This is a genomic window from Nonomuraea sp. SYSU D8015 (assembly GCF_008065375.1).
Taxonomy (GTDB): Bacteria; Actinomycetota; Actinomycetes; order Streptosporangiales; family Streptosporangiaceae; genus Nonomuraea.
Map to the genome: position 1 here is coordinate 305,194 of NZ_VJYI01000004.1, position 17,447 is coordinate 322,640.

At 68.3% G+C, this 17,447-nt stretch carries 17 protein-coding genes; 9 read left to right on the top strand and 8 right to left on the bottom strand.

What is annotated here, in order from left to right:
- Nucleotides 1-74 precede the first annotated feature (74 nt).
- From treZ to ID574_RS20745, 4 genes are all read right to left on the bottom strand, one after another.
- The gene (gene treZ, locus ID574_RS20730; protein ID WP_188190576.1) at nucleotides 75-1,790 is read right to left on the bottom strand and encodes a malto-oligosyltrehalose trehalohydrolase; all 1,716 of its coding nucleotides are present in this window, start codon (nucleotides 1,788-1,790) and stop codon (nucleotides 75-77) included.
- A complete protein-coding gene (treY, locus tag ID574_RS20735) occupies nucleotides 1,780-3,915 on the bottom strand; it encodes a malto-oligosyltrehalose synthase (RefSeq protein WP_188190577.1) in 2,136 nt (711 codons plus the stop codon). The genes treZ and treY overlap by 11 nt, the downstream gene beginning before the upstream one ends.
- Complete coding sequence (glgX, locus tag ID574_RS20740; RefSeq protein ID WP_188190578.1) at nucleotides 3,908-6,001, bottom strand: glycogen debranching protein GlgX; 2,094 nt, start codon at nucleotides 5,999-6,001, stop codon at nucleotides 3,908-3,910. Before glgX ends, treY begins: the two co-directional genes overlap by 8 nt.
- Before the next feature lie 333 nt (nucleotides 6,002-6,334).
- On the bottom strand, nucleotides 6,335-6,700 hold the full coding sequence (locus tag ID574_RS20745; protein ID WP_188190579.1) for a hypothetical protein: 366 nt from the start codon (nucleotides 6,698-6,700) through the stop codon (nucleotides 6,335-6,337).
- A 327-nt stretch (nucleotides 6,701-7,027) separates the two neighbouring features.
- On the opposite strand from ID574_RS20745, the gene ID574_RS20750 reads away from it, so the two are divergent.
- The 9 genes from ID574_RS20750 to ID574_RS20790 all read left to right on the top strand — a co-directional run bounded on the left by ID574_RS20750 (nucleotide 7,028) and on the right by ID574_RS20790 (nucleotide 13,006).
- Nucleotides 7,028-7,879, top strand: a complete 852-nt coding sequence (locus tag ID574_RS20750; RefSeq protein WP_188190580.1) for a helix-turn-helix domain-containing protein — start codon at nucleotides 7,028-7,030, stop codon at nucleotides 7,877-7,879.
- Between the two features lie 182 nt (nucleotides 7,880-8,061).
- Nucleotides 8,062-8,262, top strand: a complete 201-nt coding sequence (locus tag ID574_RS20755; RefSeq protein WP_188190581.1) for a DUF397 domain-containing protein — start codon at nucleotides 8,062-8,064, stop codon at nucleotides 8,260-8,262.
- A gap of 171 nt (nucleotides 8,263-8,433) precedes the next feature.
- A complete protein-coding gene (locus tag ID574_RS20760; protein ID WP_188190582.1) occupies nucleotides 8,434-8,649 on the top strand; it encodes a DUF397 domain-containing protein in 216 nt (71 codons plus the stop codon).
- Nucleotides 8,650-8,727: 78 nt separating this feature from the next.
- Nucleotides 8,728-9,147 carry a large conductance mechanosensitive channel protein MscL gene (mscL, locus tag ID574_RS20765; protein ID WP_188190583.1) on the top strand — a complete coding sequence of 140 codons (420 nt, stop codon included), beginning with the start codon at nucleotides 8,728-8,730 and terminating at the stop codon, nucleotides 9,145-9,147.
- Between the two features lie 60 nt (nucleotides 9,148-9,207).
- Nucleotides 9,208-9,783, top strand: a complete 576-nt coding sequence (locus tag ID574_RS20770) for a hypothetical protein (protein ID WP_223166909.1) — start codon at nucleotides 9,208-9,210, stop codon at nucleotides 9,781-9,783.
- A gap of 46 nt (nucleotides 9,784-9,829) precedes the next feature.
- The gene (locus tag ID574_RS20775; protein WP_188190584.1) at nucleotides 9,830-10,423 is read left to right on the top strand and encodes a hypothetical protein; all 594 of its coding nucleotides are present in this window, start codon (nucleotides 9,830-9,832) and stop codon (nucleotides 10,421-10,423) included.
- Nucleotides 10,424-10,478: 55 nt separating this feature from the next.
- The gene (locus tag ID574_RS20780) at nucleotides 10,479-10,799 is read left to right on the top strand and encodes a hypothetical protein (protein ID WP_188190585.1); all 321 of its coding nucleotides are present in this window, start codon (nucleotides 10,479-10,481) and stop codon (nucleotides 10,797-10,799) included.
- 174 nt (nucleotides 10,800-10,973) lie between these two features.
- Entirely contained in the window at nucleotides 10,974-11,264 is a 291-nt protein-coding gene (locus tag ID574_RS20785; protein WP_188190586.1) for an MTH1187 family thiamine-binding protein, read from the top strand.
- Nucleotides 11,265-11,410: 146 nt separating this feature from the next.
- Nucleotides 11,411-13,006 (top strand): FAD-dependent monooxygenase, encoded by a 1,596-nt coding sequence (locus ID574_RS20790; RefSeq protein ID WP_188190587.1) that lies wholly within the window; start codon nucleotides 11,411-11,413, stop codon nucleotides 13,004-13,006.
- Nucleotides 13,007-13,027: 21 nt separating this feature from the next.
- Here the strand turns inward: ID574_RS20790 and ID574_RS20795 are convergent, their stop codons facing one another.
- The 4 genes from ID574_RS20795 to ID574_RS20810 form a co-directional block, all read right to left on the bottom strand.
- Complete coding sequence (locus tag ID574_RS20795) at nucleotides 13,028-13,705, bottom strand: uracil-DNA glycosylase (RefSeq protein ID WP_188190588.1); 678 nt, start codon at nucleotides 13,703-13,705, stop codon at nucleotides 13,028-13,030.
- Between the two features lie 116 nt (nucleotides 13,706-13,821).
- Nucleotides 13,822-14,721 carry a carbohydrate ABC transporter permease gene (locus tag ID574_RS20800; protein WP_188190589.1) on the bottom strand — a complete coding sequence of 300 codons (900 nt, stop codon included), beginning with the start codon at nucleotides 14,719-14,721 and terminating at the stop codon, nucleotides 13,822-13,824.
- Entirely contained in the window at nucleotides 14,718-16,001 is a 1,284-nt protein-coding gene (locus ID574_RS20805) for a carbohydrate ABC transporter permease (RefSeq protein WP_223166910.1), read from the bottom strand. Before ID574_RS20805 ends, ID574_RS20800 begins: the two co-directional genes overlap by 4 nt.
- Before the next feature lie 117 nt (nucleotides 16,002-16,118).
- Nucleotides 16,119-17,441 (bottom strand): ABC transporter substrate-binding protein, encoded by a 1,323-nt coding sequence (locus ID574_RS20810; protein ID WP_188190591.1) that lies wholly within the window; start codon nucleotides 17,439-17,441, stop codon nucleotides 16,119-16,121.
- Nucleotides 17,442-17,447: the final 6 nt, after the last annotated feature.

The window sequence follows — 17,447 nt, forward strand, 5'->3', positions numbered from 1 at the left end:
CCCGCCGCACGGGCGCCGTCTTGTTCCGGACGGGAGCCGGTGGAGAAGTCGCCCCGTCCCAGGCGTCGGCTCCGTCAGCCGTCCGCCGGGCGGGTGATCACCATTGACTGCCCGGGCAGCCGCAGCCCGCCCTCAGCCGCCGCAACGGGCTCGTCGGAAGCCAGCAGCACCGTCCCCGGGGCGACAGGCACCGTCACCGACTCCTGCGCGAAGTTCACCGAGACGGCCAGCGTCCCCCGCCACATGACCAGCCACTTCCCGAGCGGATCCACCTCCACCCGCACCCGCTCCAGCCGCGGATCCGACAGCTCCGGCAGCGCCTTGCGCAGCGCGATCAGGTCGCGGTACCAGCACAGGAGCGACCAGTGCGCCTCCTCCTTCACCTCGCTCCAGTCCAGCTTCGAGCTCAGGAACGTCTCCTCCGCCGACGGATCCGGCGCCTCCCACACGTACCCGAACCCGACGAATTCCCGCTCCCGCCGCTCTCCTTCGCTCTCCCGCAGCTGAGGCTCCACGTGATCGGAGAAGAACAGGAACGGCGTGCGCGCCCCCCACTCCTCGCCCATGAAGAGCATGGGGGTAAACGGCGAGGTCAGCAGCAGCCCGGCGCCGAGCTTGAGCGCCGGGATCGGCAGCCGGTCGCCGGCCGGCCGGTTGCCGATCTGGTCGTGGTTCTGCAGGCAGGCCACCAGCCGGTGCCCCGGCACGCCCGCGAAGGAACGACCGTGCGAGCGGCCACGGAAACTCGAGTACGAGCCGTCGTGCAGCACACCGCCCGCGAGCACCTTCGCCAGTGCGGGCAGCCCGGCGAAGTCCGCGTAGTAGCCGTGGCTCTCGCCGCTCACCGCGCAGTGCAGCGCGTGGTGCACGTCGTCGTTCCACTGCGCGGTCATGCCCAGCCCGCCCGCCTCCAGCGGCCGCACCATGCGCGGGTCGTTGAGGTCGGACTCGGCGATCAGTGACAGCGGCCGGCCGACGGCGCAGGCGAGGGCGTCGACCTCGGCGGCGAGCTCGGCCAGCAGGTGCGTGGCGCGGCTGTCGTGCAACGCGTGCACGGCGTCCAGCCGCAGGCCGTCGATGTGGTAGTCGCGCAGCCACTGCAGCGCGTTGCCGATGAAGTAGCGCCGCACCTCGTCGGAGCCGGGCCCGTCCAGGTTGACCGCGTCGCCCCAGTAGCTCCCCTTGAATCCGGCGAAGTACGGCCCGAACGGGTGCAGGAAGTTCCCGGACGGGCCGAGGTGGTTGTAGACCACGTCCAGGATCACGCCGATCCCGGCCCGATGGCAGGCGTCCACGAAGGACTTGAGCCCGTCGGGCCCGCCGTACGTCTCGTTGACGGCGTACAGGTCGACTCCGTCGTACCCCCAGTTCCGCCCCCCGGGCACGGGGGCGACCGGCATGATCTCCACGAAGTCGACGCAGAGCTCGACGAGGTGCTGGAGCTTCTCGATGGCCGCCGTGAACGTCCCCTCTGTCGTGAACGTCCCGATGTGCAACTCGTAGATGACGGCCCCGCGCAGGTCGCGGCCCCTCCAGTCGTGGTCGGACCAGGTGAAGCGGGCGTGCTCGTACACGGCGCTGGGCCCGAAGACCCCCTCCGGCTGCCGCCGCGAGCGCGGGTCGGGGTAGGGGCCGCCGCCGTCGACCAGGAAGGCGTACGTCGTGCCGTGCTCGGCCCCGTCGACCTCGGCCGACCACCACCCCTCGGCCCCGCGGGACATCGGCCGGCGCCCGCCCAGGACGTCGACCTCGACTGCCGTGGCGTTCGGTGCCCAGACCTCAAAGATCATGTCTCTCCAGGAGTGCGGCCGGATAGTGACCGAGCAGGTGCGCGAGCGGGATCCGACCGCTGTGGAGCGTGTGGGTGAGCAGGTCCCGCCACGTGCCCGGAGGCAATGTCAGCGTGGTGCCGCCCCAGCCCGTCCGGGCCAGGCGCACCGGGAGCCGGGTGGCCACGGCGACGGCCCGCGGCCGGGCGTCGTCCCCGCGGGCGAAGGCGATCACGTGCTCCGCCGCCTGCCCTTCCGCCCACAGGGGCAGGTACGCGGCCGCGCCCCCGAGCCGCCGCCGCAGCCGCAGCGCCTGCGTGGTGACCAGCAGCTTGGCCGTGTCCCATGCGTTGTGGGGTTTGCGCGGGTACGTCAGAGGCCGCCGGTTGTCCGGATCGACCAGCGAGAAGTCGGTCGTCTCGTTGCCCTGGTACACGTCCGGCACCCCGGGCATCATGAGCTGCACGAGCTTGGCGCCCAGCGAGTTGGACATCGCGAAGGGCTCGATCCGCTCGGTGAACTCCCCGATCGGCAGCCCGGCGGCGGCTTCGGCGAACTCCCGGAGACCCTGCTCATAGGCCGGATCCGGATTGACCCAGGAAATGGCGGTCTTCGCCTCGCGGGCGGCCTTGAGCAGGTAGTCCGTGAACCGCTCGACGGAGATCGGCCACGCGGCCATGAGGTTCTGCCAGGCCAGATAGTCGAGCTTGGGGTCGAAGCTCACCTCGGACGACCATTGCTTCACCGCCGCGGCCCACTCGTCCGGCATCTCCGACAGCACCGACAGCCGGGCCCGCACGTCCTCCGACCGCTTGGTGTCGTGCGTGGACAGCGTGGTCATCGTGTACGGCCGCATCTCGGCGCAGAAGTCGTGGAAATCCTCAACCGGCAGCCCGAACGCGTCCGGCTCGCCGCCCACCTCGTTGAGGCAGGCCAGCGGGAACCACCGGTAGAGCGCCGTGTCCTCCACGCCCTTGGCCATGACCGGGCCGCACGACTGCTGGAAACGGACGATCGACTCGGGGGAGCCGTACAGGACCTCGCGCACGAGCGGCTGAACGGCGGGGGAGCAGGCCTCGGCGGCCAGCTCGACGATCTCGACCGACTCGGGCGGCGGCGGCTCGCCGGGCACCACGTACGCGCGGTAGACCGGCATCGCGGCCAGCAGCTCGCGGATCGCCGCCGGGTCGCACGAGGTCGCCCTGGCCAGCCGGTCGACCTCGGCGCCGAAGAACAGCTCCAGGACCTCCCGCTTGGCCTGCGCCATCACCGGCCGGTACTCGGCGGGCTGACCGGTCATCTCGGTGAAGAGCGAGACGAGCGGCTCCTTGCCCGCGGGGTCGACGAACAGGCCGTTGACCCGGTTGAGCACGTCGTAGCCGGTGGTGCCGTCGCAGGCCCAGTCGTCCGGCAGGCGTTCGGGGCCGATGAGGATCTTCTCGACGACCGTCCAGGTCTCCCCGGTACGGGCCCGCAGCCGCTCCAGGTAGCCGCGCGGATCGGCCAGCCCGTCGGGGTGGTCCACCCGCAGTCCGTCCACCAGGCCCTCGTCGAGCAGCCAGAAGATGACCTCGTGCGTGGCGAACAGCACGGCGGGGTCCTCGACGCGCAGCCCGATCAGCGAGGACACGTCGAAGAAGCGCCGGTAGCCGGGCCCTTCCCACCAGTCGACCAGCCGGTAGTGCCCCGGATGGGGGAAGGCGTGCTCGTGGTAGCGCAGCACGTCGCCGTCGACCACCGGCTCGGTGTCGTCGCCCAGCACGGGCAGCGCCACCTTCCCGTCCACCCAGTCGATGTCGAACCAGCTCGCGTACGGCGAGCCGGGCCCGTCCTTCAGCACCGACCAGAACTGCGCGTTCACCGTGTTCATGTGATTCGGCACGATGTCCACGACCACGCCCAGGTCGTGGGCGGCCAGCTGCTGGGCCATCTCCCTGAACCCGGTGGCACCGCCGAACTCCTCCCTGATCCGGGAGTGGTCGATGACGTCGTAGCCGTGCCGGGATGCGGGCGTCGACTGCAGGATCGGCGACAGGTAGACGTGGCTCACGCCGAGGTCGCGCAGGTAGCCGGCGATCTCGGCGACCTGCGCGAAGCCGAAGTCCGGGGTCAGCTGCACCCGATACGTGGAAGCGGGCCTAGACACGGCGCAGCACCCGCACGCTGCGTCCGGGTACCGCGATCGCCTCGCCGCCGCGGCACATCCGCGGGTCGAGCATGATCGGCATAGCGGTGTCGATCTCCGTGTGCCACATCTCGCCGTAGTCCTTGGGGATCGTGAACTTGATGGTGTCGTAGTGGGCGTTGAACAGGACGAGGAAGGAGTCGTCCCGGATCGGCCGGCCGCGCCGGTCCGGCTCGGTGATGGCGTCGCCGTTGAGGAAGACGGCCAGCGACTTGGCGTATCCGACGGTCCAGTCGCTGTCGGTCATCTCCTCCCCGGAGGGGGTGAGCCAGGCGATGTCGTTGAGTCCGCGTACCGGCTTGCCGTAGAAGAACCTCCTGCGCCGGAACACCGGGTGCTTCTTGCGCAGCTCCGCCAGGCTCTGGGTGAACTCCAGCAGCAGCCAGTTCTCCCGCACGTCGGACCAGTCGACCCAGGTCAGCTCGTTGTCCTGGCAGTAGCCGTTGTTGTTGCCCCGCTGCGTGCGGCCCAGCTCGTCGCCGTGGGAGAGCATCGGCACGCCCTGGGAGAGGAACAGCGTGGTGAGGAAGTTGCGTTTCTGCTGCTCGCGCAGCGTCTCGACGGTGATGCCCGCCGGGCCCTCCTCGCCGCAGTTCCACGACCGGTTGTCGTCGGTGCCGTCGCGGTTGCCCTCTTTGTTGGCTTCGTTGTGCTTGTGGTTGTACGAGACCAGGTCCTGCAGGGTGAAGCCGTCGTGGCAGGTGACGAAGTTGATCGAGGCGGCCGGGCGGCGGCCCGAGGACTCGTAGAGATCGCTCGACCCGGTGAACCTCGACCCGAACTCGGGCAGCGTGGCAGCCTGGCCCCGCCACAGGTCCCTGATCGTGTCGCGGTAGCGCCCATTCCACTCCGTCCACAACGGCGGGAAATTTCCGACCTGGTAGCCGCCGGGCCCGACGTCCCAGGGCTCGGCGATGAGCTTGACCTGCGACAGCACGGGGTCCTGCTGTACCAGGTCGAAGAAGGCGCTCAGCCGGTCGACCTCGTGCAGCTCCCGCGCCAGCGTCGAGGCCAGGTCGAACCGGAACCCGTCGACGTGCATCTCGATGACCCAGTACCGGAGCGAGTCCATGATCATCTGAAGCACGTGCGGCGAGCGCATGCGCAGGGCGTTGCCGGTGCCCGTGGTGTCCACGTAGTACCGCTTGTCGCCGTCGACGAGCCGGTAGTAGTGGACATTGTCGATCCCGCGGAACCCCAGCGTGGGCCCGAGGTGGTTGCCCTCGGCGGTGTGGTTGTAGACGACGTCCAGGATGACCTCGATGCCCGCCTCGTGCAGCGCCCGCACCATGGCCTTGAACTCCAGTACCTGCCCGCCGCGCTGGCCCTGACTGGAGTAGCGGTTGTGCGGGGCGAAGAACCCGATCGAGTTGTAGCCCCAGTAGTTCGACAGCCCGCGCTGCTCAAGGATGTGGTCGGTGACGAACTGGTGCACCGGCATCAGCTCCAGCGCCGTCACGCCGAGCCTGGTGAGGTGGTCGAGGATCTCCGGGTGCCCGAGCGCCGCATACGTGCCGCGCAGTCGCTTGGGGATCTTCGGGTGGCTGATCGTCAGCCCCCGGACGTGGGCCTCGTAGATCACGGTGTCGTGGTACGGCGTCGCCGGCGGCCGGTCGTGGCCCCAGCCGAAGAACGGGTTGATCACGATGGAGCGCGGCACGTACGGGGCCGAGTCCACGTCGTTGCGGGTGTCGGGGTGGCCGAAGCGGTAGCCGTACACCGCCTCGTCCCACGTGACGCCGCCCTCGATGGCCATGGCGTACGGGTCGAGCAGCAGCTTGTGCGGGTTGCACCGCAGACCGCGCGCCGGGTCGTACGGCCCGTGGACGCGGTAGCCGTACCGCTGGCCAGGGCCGATTCCCGGCAGGTAGCCGTGCCAGATGAACCCGTCCACCTCGGTGAGCGGCACCCTGGACTCGACGTCGTCCTCGTCGAACAGACAGAGCTCGACCTTGTCCGCGACCTCGGTGTAGAGCGAGAAATTGGTGCCGGCGCCGTCATAGGTCGCCCCGAGCGGATAGGGGTCTCCCGGCCAGATCTCGATCATCGAGGCTCCCTTGCGGTCTCTCCCCATGTTCCGTTCCCCCGCTCAGCCGGACAAGCCCGGGCGCCGTTGACCTCCTTCTTCCTTCCCACGCTCGCTGCGTCATTACTCCAGCCGAACACCGCGGCCGGAAAGCTCGCTTCCCCGCAACTGGGGAGTGCCCTTGCTTGACGGTCCTCTGCGGGACGTCACCCGCGGGACACCTGCCCCGCGGGTGGGTGGGTCCTTTTTGGGGGGTGAGCCGCCTCCGACGGCGCGGCATCGGAGGCGGCTCACGCTCACAGTGCGCCCTGGGCGGGCCCCCGCTCGGTCGCCGCGACGCGGCCTACGGCTGCGTCACAGCTCGTCGAGCAGCACCCGGTGCGGACTGTGAGGTACTGGACGGACGCCGTCGGCCGCCCCGTCGAAGGGATCCCGCGTCACCCGGCCCGAGCCGAGACAGCCCCTGCAGTGGCCTCGGTTCGTGGCGCCCTCTCCGCCGCAGGAGGGACAGCGGACGTAGAGGTCGAAGGCGGTACTGCGGTAGACGCGGATCAGCGGCGCCGGTCGGCGGATCTGCCAGCCCTGCGCCCTGGCGCGGGCGTCCAGATCTGCGAAGGCCCACGCGTCGAGCCATTCGATCAGGACCCGCCATAAGCGGCGCGGGGAATGGCGAACCGGGCGGTATTGCGCCGGTTTCGCGGTGATGTTGCTAACATCCATAAGAGATCGTCCTTGTGCTCTGGCAGGAGCGGATGATCGTCGGCTGGCAACGCGGCAGTAATCGTCCAGCCCGTGTCACAGGCGGCTTGATCACAGCCGCCTGTGACAATTGATGAACGCGGCATTTCTGGGAATGGATTCGGCAGGATCTCCCTTGGGCATCACCCTCTCCTGTGACCTACCGGGGTTTTACCCGGCTACACCGGGAAGCCACCTAAAATTTGGCACTTGCCATAGGAACGTGCCGGTGACGATTACCTAACGTTGGGAATCCGGGCCCCTGGGTACGATCACGGCAAGCGACCCACCGCGGCCGAAAGGGATGCGATGACCCTCCCGAACCCCACCCTCCGGCAGCGCCAGCTGGCCATCCGCCTGCGCGAGCTCCGCCACGAGCAGGGGCTCAGCATCGCGGAGGTCGCCGAACACCTGCTCTGCTCCACGACCAAGATCAGCCGTATCGAGACCGGCCAGCGACGCGCGAGCCTGCGTGACGTACGCGATCTGTGCAGGTTGTACGACATCCCCGAGCCCAAGGCCACGGAGTTGATGACGCTGGCCAAGGACGCCCGGCAGAAGGAGTGGTGGCAGGCCTACGACAACGTGAACATGCAGCCCTTTCTCGGGCTGGAGGCCGGCGCGATCTCGATCACCGAATACGAGATCACCACGGTGCCCGGCCCGCTCCAGATCGAGGACTACGCGCGCGCCGTCATCCGCGGGTGGCTGCCCCGCATCGCCCCCGACATCCTGGAGGAGCGGGTCAAGGCTCGCGGCAAGCGCAAGGAAGAGGTGCTGTACCGCGCCGACCCGCCGCGCTACTGGGTGTTGCTCGACGAGTCGGTGCTCTACCGGCACGTCAGCAGCCGGGAGACCATGCACGCGCAGTTGAACCATCTGATTGAGATGTCCGAACTGCCGCACGTCACCATCCAGGTGATCCCCTTCACGGCAGGTGCGCACATGGGATTCGACAGCCCGTTCAGGCTTCTGGAATTCGACCCGGACGCCCACATTGCGGACACAGTGTTCGTCGAACACCAAATGGGCCTTTTCTACCTCGAAGACGACAAAGTGCTCCGGCTCTTCAGGGAGATCATCGATCATCTCCGCGCGGAGGCCCTGGGTTCTCAGGAGTCCAGGAAGCGCATAGCCGATATGGCGGCGACGTTCGCATGACAGTCAGACGCTGAAGCGGCGAGTTCAATGGGCAATCGCCAATTGCAAGTGTTACTCTTCTCACGCTGGGGTGCCCTAACACTTGGGCAAGATCATCTTTCCGGCAAATCGTACAAATGTGCCCGTAGGCGCCCGGTCGCGTCGTCACCGGGCGTTTCTTCGTCCTGTAAGAGGAGAGACCCATGTCAACTCGGTCGGAGCTCGACGCCCTTCCGATATGGCGCGCCGCGTCGCGCTGTAGTAACGGCGACTGTGTTGAGGTCGCCCTTCTCTCCTCCGATACGATAGGCGTACGCGACAACAAGGACCCCGATGGCCCCATTCTCAAATTCAGCACCGATGAATGGAAGATGTTCGTCAAGCAGATCAGGGAAACGGGCTGAGGCCGAGGTCATCCCTTCTTGAGGCGGTCATTCCATGGGGATGGCCGCCTTTTGTGTGTCATCGGCCCCATGAGACACTTTGGTCGCAAATGCAACGAATTATTCTACTTCGTTCGGGGTAAAATCGCGACGGCGCAATACCTCTACAGCCGACCTAACAGGAGGTAATGCATGAATCGCCCGCCTGCCCTTGACCATGCCGACTGGCATCGCTGCAACAACGGAGACTGCGTCGAAGTCGCGGTGCTGGAGGGAAAGGTCTGGGTGCGGGGAAGCCAGGACGCCAGCGGTGCCGTCCTGCCGTTCACGTTCGAGGAGTGGGAAGCCTTCGTCGCCGGCACGAAGCGCGGGCTCTTCGACCTGGAGCGGCTCGCACCCGGGGCCTGACCGGCCTCGACGTTCTCAACGGGCCCAAACCGGGGCGACCGGGTTTCAGACCGCGGCCTCCGGCAATATGCCGACCCCATGGGCGGTTTCAAGCAGTTCTTACTTCGTGGCAACATCGTCGAGCTGGCGGTGGCGGTGATCGTCGGCGCCACCTTCAGCGGGCTCGTACAGGCGCTGGTCACCGACCTCATCACCCCACTGATCGGCGCCGTGACCGGGGGCAGGCAGCCCGACTTCGCGCAATACTCCTTCACCGTCAACGGCAGCCGGTTCAAGTACGGCGACTTCCTCAACCACCTGATCAGCTTCATGCTCATCTCCGCGATCGTCTACTGGCTGATCGTGGCCCCGATGACCCGGCTGGTCGCCCTGTTCGACCGGGACAAGGCCGCCGCGACCAAGCAGTGCCCCGAATGCCTCAGCGACATCCCGGCAGAGGCCCGGCGCTGCGCGCACTGCACCTCCGAGCTGGTGCCCGAATCGGAAAAACCCAGGTAGCGACCCGCTCATAGGGCCCAGTGACGCGCGGACGCGGTCCGGGTTGGAGAAGATGGACCGATGAGCGTTGAGTTGATGGTCTGGGACGAGCCGGTGCCGATCACCAGGGACCAGGCACGCGCCACCTACCTGGCGGTCAAGCGCGCCGAGCCGGTGGCGGGGGACGGGCCCGAGGTGGCCAAGGAGCTGCCAGGGGAGGTCACGCGCTATCCGGGGCACGTGCTGGTGACGATGGATCTGGACACCATGGACGAGACGTCCGCGCAGGTGTTCACCATCGCCCGGGCGCACGGGCTGGTCTGCTACGACCCTCAGCGCGATCTCGTCCACAACGTGGCGCCGCTGGGCGTCTACGAGGGCATGCAGCTGCACACCGGCGACGGGATGATCGTGCACGATCCCGACCTCGGCCTGGTGCGCGACGTGCTGGGCACGCTGTCCCCGCAGAATCCGTTCGTGACGCTCGTGAACTTCGGGCGGCACTTCCTGCAGGTGTCGCCCGGATACGAGCTGGAGTACAAGGAAGGCTCCCTCATCCGGACGATGGTGGCGGAGCTGGAGGACGTGCGACAGGCGTTCCACGAGTACGCCACCGGTGACCGTTCGTTCCTGTCCCGATACGAATGGTCGTCCTGAACCATCCGGGGCGTAGAGACGTCAAAGTGACGTGATTCGGTTCGAAATGATCGATGAAGATCTGCGAACGGCGCGCCGGCGGGCGCGTCGCCGGAACGAACTGGACGAGCGCCGGAGGGCTGTCGCCGACCGGATCCAGCAGGTGCGGCAGGCGCTCGACGTGGTCGGGGTGTGGGATCAGGAGACCGTGGCCGTGGAGGAGGCCCGGTTGAGCGCGTACGAGCGCGAGCTCGCGTCGGTGGAGCGGGAGCTGGCCGAGGTGGGGCCGGCGCAGGAGCTCTATGAGGAGCTGCTGCTACGCGAGGAGAGGCGGCTGTCCGAGTCGGCGGATCCGCGGGGCGCCGAGCTGATGGAGATCGGGCGGTTGCTGGCGGAGCTGGACGTGGAGCTGCCCGCCAGGGAACGTGCCAGGGCGGCGGGCCTCGCGGCCCTGGGCCGGCCCGGCGACCGGCAGGTCATGGCCGAGTTCGTCCGGCAACTCCAGGCGCTCGGGATGACGGTGGAGCCCGGGGTGCTCAACGGGGCGCAGGGCCTGATCGAGGGGCGGCGGCTGGTGGAGACGTTGGGGGAGCGCTGCCGCGAGCTGGAACGCCTGCGCGACGGGCTCCGGAACCGGCGCGAGGAACTGCTGCTGGGCTGAGCGCAGGAGCCGACACGCGCGATGCGCGTGCGAGATCTCCCCTAACATCGTCGCCATGAGTGATGAACCGAAGTTCCTGCGCCTCACGGTCGAGCTGACCGTCGAGGTGCTCGACATGGACGCGCTGCAGGCGGCGGCGCTGGCCGAGATCAGGCATCCCGACGCCGACCTCACCGAGGAGGAGCGGACGGAGCAGGCCGAGCTGGTCAACGCCGACGACACCGGTGCCTCGGCGCTGCAGTGGCTGATCGAGCCCGACCACGTGCTCGGGCTGGTCGACCACATCGCCGAGATCGAGCCGCGCGAGGCCGTGCTGGGGGTGGAGCCGTCCGAGGGTCCCAGCGAGGAGGAGGAAGAAGAGCACGACCACGTGTGACGATCATGTGAGCGTGCTCGGCGGTGGCCACGGCGTTGGAGGCGTCGTGGCTTTTCGCATGCCAGGGCCCGAGTGCCCACCCGCGGGCGCTCGCTAAGATCGAAGCCTCCAGTCTGCGTGGAGGAGTTTCGTGGGCGCGGAGGGCCCGTGCCCGTCGCCGCAAGGGGGCACGAAGTGATCGTCGCATTCTCCATCACCCCGCTGGGCGTCGGCGAGGGTGTCGCCGAGCCCGTCGCGCGCGCCGTCAAGGTGGTCCGCTCCAGCGGACTGCCCAACCGCACGGACGCGATGTTCACCACGGTCGAGGGTGAGTGGGACGAGGTCATGGACGTGGTCAAACGCGCCGTGGAAGCGGTGGCGGAGGTCGCCCCGCGGGTCAGCCTGGTGCTCAAGGCCGACGTCCGGCCGGGTGTCACCGACGGCATGACCTCCAAGCTCGAATCCCTGGAACGCCACCTCTCGTAGCTTCCGTCCGAAGGGCCGCCCGAGCACCGATCGCCCGGGCGGCCCTGTCGCGTAATTCGCGATATATCTTGACCGTCTTCATGGACGCGACATATCGTGTCGCTCGTCGACGAACGCGATAGTACGCGTCCTGGAGGTGGCGAGCAATGGAGCAAGAGCGAGTGCCGGTCCTGGTGGTCGGCGGTGGGTACGCGGGTCTGAGCGCAGCGCTGCTCCTGGCCTGGCGAGAAGTCCCCGTCATGCTGGTCGAGCGGCACCCTGGCACCTCGATCCAGCCCAAGGCGTTCGGCGTCGGCCCGCGGGCGGTCGAGCTGCTGCGCCCCGTCCCCGGCGTCGAGGAGGCCCTCGGCGAGATCTGGGCCGGCATCGGCGACAACATGCGCATCGCGATCGGCAAGAACCTGGCCGACCCGAACCCCCACATGATCATGAGTGACGAGCAGGAGGAGCTGGCCTTCCTCGCCGACATCACCCCCACCGCGATCGTCGGCGCGCCCCAGGCCGAGATCGAGCGCGTGCTACGGCGCAGGGCCGAGGAGCTCGGTGCCGACCTGCGCTTCTCCACCGAGCTGGTGGCCCTGGAGCAGGACGAGGACGGTGTGACGGCACGAATCCGCGCCGCCGGCGAGGAGCACCTCGTGCGGGCCGACTACGTCGTGGCCGCCGACGGGTACCACAGCCCGCTGCGGAGGCTCCTGGGCGTGCCGACCTCGGGCAAGGGCGAGCTTGGCCAGATGTGCGGGATCATGTTCGACGCCGACCTGACCGGGCTGGTGCGCGAGCGCGAGGTCACGCTCTGGTACCTGCAGAACGAGGTCTTCAGCGGCGTCATCATCACCGGCACCGGCGTGGGGGCGCACGTGCTCGCCGTCAACCTGGCGGAGGGCGAGAGCGCCGCCGACTTCCCCGTGGAGCGCTGCGTCGAGCTGGTGCGCATCGCCGTCGACCGGCCCGAGCTCGACGTGCGGGTCTTGGACAAGACGACGTTCGCCATGGCGCACCTGCTGGCCGACACCTACCGCGCCGGGCGGGTGTTCTTCGCCGGGGACTCGGCCCACACCATGCCGCCCACGGGCGGGCAGGGCGGCAGCACGGCGCTCCAGGACGGTTGCGACATCGCCTGGCGGCTCTGGCTGGTGCTCACGGGTCAGGCGGGGCCTGACTTCCTGGACACGTACGACGCCGAACGCCGCCCGATCGGCACACTGACGGCCGACTCACAGCTCGCCAACCTCGGCGTGCGCATGCCTCCCGCGGACCGCGTCGGCTACCCCGAGCCCCTGGAGGACCCGGCGGGCATCCTCATCGGCTATCGCTACCACTCCACGGCGATCCTGGACGAACCCGGCGACGACGGCTCGATCCTGGAGGACCCGCGCGTGCCGAACGGCCGCCCCGGCAGCCGCGCCCCCCATGTGGTGCTCGACTGGGAGGGGCAGCGGATCTCCACCATCGACCTGTTCGGCTCGGGCTTCGTCCTGATGGCGGACAAGCGGGGCGGGCAGGCGTGGGCGGACGCCGGCCGCGTGATCAAGGAGCGGCTTGGGGTGCAGCTCACGCGGCTGCTGGTGGGTGAGGAGCTGGTCGACGTGGAGGGGCGATGGCTGGAGAGGTACGGCGTCAGCGGGGGCGGGGCCGTGCTCGTCCGCCCGGACGGATATGTGGCCTGGCGCTCTGTGGACGCCGACCCGGACCCGGTGACCACGCTGGAGCGCGTCATGCGCCAGATCCTCAACCGCTGACCGCGCCACGCGCGACGGCCGTCACGGCAGCTTCCACTCCACAGGCGTCGCGCCTTGCTGGACGAGCAGCTCATTGGCGCGGCTGAAGGGCCGCGAGCCGAAGAAGCCGCTGCGTGCCGACAGCGGCGAGGGGTGGGCCGACTCGATGCGCGGCACCCGGCCGAGCATCGGCGCCAGGTTGCGGGCATCACGGCCCCACAGGATGGCCACCATCGGCTTGTCCCGCGCCACCAGGGCGTGGATGGCCTGCTCCGTGACCTGCTCCCAGCCCTTGCCGCGGTGTGAGGCCGGCTTGCCGGGCATCACGGTGAGGACCCTGTTGAGCAGGAGCACCCCCTGCTCGGCCCACGGGGTGAGGTCGCCGTTGGAGGGCCGCGGCAGGCCGAGGTCGGTCTCCATCTCCTTGTAGATGTTGACCAGGCTGCCGGGCAGCGGCCGCACGTCGGGGGCCACCGAGAACGACAGTCCGACCGGGTGGCCCGGCGTGGGGTAGGGGTCCTGGCCCACGATCAGCACCTTGACCTCGTCGAAGGGCTGGTTGAACGCACGCAGCACGTGCTGGCCCGCGGGGAGGTATTGCCTGCCTTCGGCGATTTCCTTGCGCAGGAACTCGCCCATCTGTGCGATCTGCTCGGCGACGGGCGCAAGCGCTGTGGCCCATCCGGCTTCGACGACTTCGTTCAGTGGACGACCGGCCATGGCCGTTGAGCTTATCTAGGTCTGGTACGGCTTGAGGCCGAAACGTCGCCTCTCGCCGTACCAGAATGATCACGGCGCCCGCCTCCGCCCTCGCGAGGCGGGCGCCTGGCCGAGGCCTACTTCACGGAGCCGGCCATCATGCCCTGCACGAAGTACCGCTGGAACGCGAAGAACAGGATCAGCGGGATGATCAGCGACAGGAACGCCCCGGAGGACAGGATGTCCGTGTTGGAGCCGAACTGCCGCATCTGAGACTGCAGGTATTTGGTCATCGGCTGGTTGCCGGTGTCGGCGAAGACCAGCGCGATGAGCATGTCGTTCCACACCCACAGGAACTGGAAGATGCCCAGCGACGCGATGGCCGGCTTGCCCAGCGGGAACACCACCGAGGCGAAGATCTTCCACTCCGAGGCGCCGTCCATTCTGGCGGCCTCCAGCAGCGAGGCGGGAATGCCGATGAAGAAGTTCCGCAGCAGGAAGATCGCGAAGGGCAGGCCGAACGCCACGTGGAACAGCACCACCCCGGGTATCGAGCCGAAGATCCCGGTGCCGCCGTAGATGGAGGCCACGGGGATCAGCGCGATCTGTATGGGCACGATCAGCAGCCCGACGACGACCAGGAACGCGAGGTCGCGCCCGGGGAACTCGACCCACGCGAAGGCGTAGGCGGCCATGGCGGCGATCCCGATGACCAGGACCGTGGTCGGGACCGTGATGAGCACGGTGTTCCAGAACGAGGTGGTGAATCCGCTCGACAGCAGGTTCTGGTAGTTCTGGACCGTGAGCTCGGCGGGCTTGGTGAAGACGGTCCACCAGCCCTCGGCGCCGTTCACCGCGTTGGTCCGCAGCGAGATGACCAGCAGCCCCAGGGTCGGCACCAGCCAGAACAGGCCGAGCAAGATCATGATCACCTGTACGGCGCCGCCGCCGATGCGATCGACGATCCGGGTGGCCACGCTCCTGCGCGGGGCACCCGCGTGGGCTTCCGCGGGAGCCGTGACAGTGGCCGCGGTCATGTGCCTTCCCTCCTGAACCGGCGGATGTTCATGATCATGAAGGGGATCACCAGGATCAGCAGGACGATCGCCAGCGCGCTGCCCAGCCCCTGGTTGTTCCCTCCGCCGAACGCCACCCGCCACATCTCCAACGCGATCACGTTGGCCTGTGGCTGCACCGAGGCCGGGGCGATGATGTACACCAGGTCGAACACCTTGAGCGTGTTGATGATCATCGTGACGAAGACCACCAGGAGGACGGGCGACAGCAGTGGCACGGTGATCCTGCGGAACACCTGCCACTCCGTGGCTCCGTCGATGCGTGCCGCCTCCAGCGCGTCACGTGGGATCGCCGACAGCCCCGCAGCGATGAGGACCATGGCGAACCCGGCCCACACCCAGACGAACGCAAGGATGATCGAGATCGTGACGATGTGCAGCCCGAGCTCAGGGGCGAAGACGGGCGCCGGACCCAGCCACGACACCCCGGAGAACGAGGCCTGGAAGTTCTCCTTTGGCAACCGCAGCGTGTAGGAGCCCTGCTGGATCTCCTCGAAGCGGAAAGTCCCGTCGTCGGCCGTCGTGGTGGTCGCCACCACCCTGCCGTTCTGCACGGCCTCCACGGTCATGCCGGGCAGGGCCTTCTCCGAGCCGTCGATGGCGCCGTTGGAGCCGCTGCCCCTGGTGAAGTCGAACCAGACGGTGCCGGTCAGTCCGGGGCCCGCGGCCGGCTTGGCGACCGGGGCGTCGGCGGGGACGTCGGGCTGCTTGATGCCGACGATCGGGATCAGCGCCGGGGTGCCCGCCTGCACCTGCTGCTTGGTGACGATCGCGCCGTCCTGCGCCTGGATCGGGGACTTGGCGTTGCCCCACGGCCTGGCGTCCGGATAACCCTCGCTGGCGAAGGGGCTGGCGATCACCGTGAGGACGGCGTTCGCCATGCCCTTGTCGGGGTCCTGTTCGTAGACGAAGCGGAAGATCACGCCGGCCGCCATGAGCGAGACGGCCATCGGCATGAAGACGATCAACTTGAACGCGGTCGCCCACTTGATGCGCTCGGTGAGCACCGCGAAGATCAGGCCCAGGACGGTCACCACGATGGGCGCCAGCACCACCCACCACAGGTTGTGGATGATCGTGTAGAAGGTGCTCTGGTCGGAGAAGATCGTCGTGTAGTTGCCCAGACCCACGAACCCCGTGCCCGAGGCGTCGAACAGGCTGCGGTAGATCGAGTAGAAGATCGGGTAGACCACCCAGACGGCCAGCAGCACGGCCGCCGGGAGTATGAACAGGATGGCCACCTTGGGCGACGGACCTAGGCGTCTTTGCACGTGGGGGGTATCAGCCCGTGTGGAAGCGGTCCCCTCTTCCGAGGGGACCCGCGGGCCGTCCAACCGTTCGGTCACGGCCTTGCCTCTTTACTTCCAGGCCTTCTTGGCCTCGGCTTCGAGCGCCGCCTGGGCGCCCTTGATGTCGTTGGGGTTGCGTACGAAGTCCTGCAGCACCTTCCACTCACCCTTGCCGTCGGTGGCGCCGAAGGCGCTGGGCGCCAGGTCCGACATGTCGTACCGGACGGTGTCGCCGGCCGAGATGATCGTCTGTCCGAGCTGCTTGGTCAGCTCGTCGGGGTAGTTGTCGGGGGAGACGTTCTTGTTGGGCGACAGGTAGCCGGGCAGCTTGGCCCAGACCGCGCCGCCCTCGGCGGAGGCGAGGAACTGCAGCAGCGCCATCGCGCCGGGGTTGTCCTTCATCGCGACCGCCACGTCACCGCCCAGAATGACCGGCGCGGTGTCGCCGACCTTCGGGAACGGCACGTACTTGGCCTCCTCGCCGACCTTGGCGCCCGCCTGGTTGGCCTCGGTGGCCACGAAGTCGGCCTCGATGACCATGGCGGCCTTGTCCTGGCCGTAGACCTTGGTCACGCAGGCCGGGAAGTCGGTCTGCATGGCGCCGGAGGTGCCGTCGAGGATGAACTCCTGCTTGCCGACGAGCTGCTGGATCTTCTCCAGCGCGGTCGTCACGGTCGGGTCCGTCCACGGGATCTCGTGCTTGGAGAGCTTGTCGTAGTTCTCCGGGCCGGCGGTGGAGAGGTAGACGTTCTCGAACAGGTCGGTCAGCGTCCAGCCGGAGGCGCCGCACAGCGACAGGGGCGGCGTGCCGGAGTCGGCGATGGTCTGCGAGGCCTTGATCAGCTCGTCCCAGTTCGTCGGCGGCTGCACGCCCGCGTCCTCGAATGCCTGCGACCTATACCAGATCAGCGACTTGTGCGCGGCCTTGATGAGCACGCCGAACACCTTGCCGTCGGCGGAGCCGAGCTCCTTCCAGTAGGGGGTGTAGTTGGCGTCGATCTCCTTGATGACGGCGTCGTTCAGCGGCTTGAGCGCGTTCTGGTCGGCGTACTGCTGTACCAGGCCGGGCTGCGGCAGGATCGCCACGTCGGGCGGGTTGTTGCCCTGGATGCGCGGGCCGAGGTAGGCGCCGGTGTCCTCACCGGTGGAGGCGTACGTCACCTGGGCGCCCGTCTTGTCGGAGAAGGCCTTGAGCACTTGCTCGAAGTTCTTCTGCTCGGCGCCGGTCCACTTGGCGGCGACTTCGAGTTTCACGCCCTGGAGAGTCTTGGCGCCGCCGGTGGCCGGCGCGGACTCCGATGCGGTGGGCGGCGTCGTCGTCGGCGCGTTGCCGCAGGCGGCGACGGCTACCGCGAGCCCCGCAAGGATCGCGGCTGCTCTGACTTTTCGCATGGCTGC

Coding starts and splice junctions, on each gene's coding strand:
- ID574_RS20775 (WP_188190584.1), top strand. CDS start 9,830: ATGATCGATGAAGATCTGCGAACGGCGCGCCGGCGGGCGCGTCGCCGG.
- treZ (WP_188190576.1), bottom strand. CDS start 1,790: ATGATCTTTGAGGTCTGGGCACCGAACGCCACGGCAGTCGAGGTCGAC.
- ID574_RS20810 (WP_188190591.1), bottom strand. CDS start 17,441: ATGCGAAAAGTCAGAGCAGCCGCGATCCTTGCGGGGCTCGCGGTAGCC.
- ID574_RS20745 (WP_188190579.1), bottom strand. CDS start 6,700: ATGGATGTTAGCAACATCACCGCGAAACCGGCGCAATACCGCCCGGTT.
- glgX (WP_188190578.1), bottom strand. CDS start 6,001: ATGATCGAGATCTGGCCGGGAGACCCCTATCCGCTCGGGGCGACCTAT.
- ID574_RS20795 (WP_188190588.1), bottom strand. CDS start 13,705: ATGGCCGGTCGTCCACTGAACGAAGTCGTCGAAGCCGGATGGGCCACA.
- mscL (WP_188190583.1), top strand. CDS start 8,728: ATGGGCGGTTTCAAGCAGTTCTTACTTCGTGGCAACATCGTCGAGCTG.
- ID574_RS20770 (WP_223166909.1), top strand. CDS start 9,208: ATGAGCGTTGAGTTGATGGTCTGGGACGAGCCGGTGCCGATCACCAGG.
- ID574_RS20780 (WP_188190585.1), top strand. CDS start 10,479: ATGAGTGATGAACCGAAGTTCCTGCGCCTCACGGTCGAGCTGACCGTC.
- ID574_RS20750 (WP_188190580.1), top strand. CDS start 7,028: ATGACCCTCCCGAACCCCACCCTCCGGCAGCGCCAGCTGGCCATCCGC.
- ID574_RS20755 (WP_188190581.1), top strand. CDS start 8,062: ATGTCAACTCGGTCGGAGCTCGACGCCCTTCCGATATGGCGCGCCGCG.
- ID574_RS20790 (WP_188190587.1), top strand. CDS start 11,411: ATGGAGCAAGAGCGAGTGCCGGTCCTGGTGGTCGGCGGTGGGTACGCG.
- ID574_RS20800 (WP_188190589.1), bottom strand. CDS start 14,721: ATGACCGCGGCCACTGTCACGGCTCCCGCGGAAGCCCACGCGGGTGCC.
- ID574_RS20760 (WP_188190582.1), top strand. CDS start 8,434: ATGAATCGCCCGCCTGCCCTTGACCATGCCGACTGGCATCGCTGCAAC.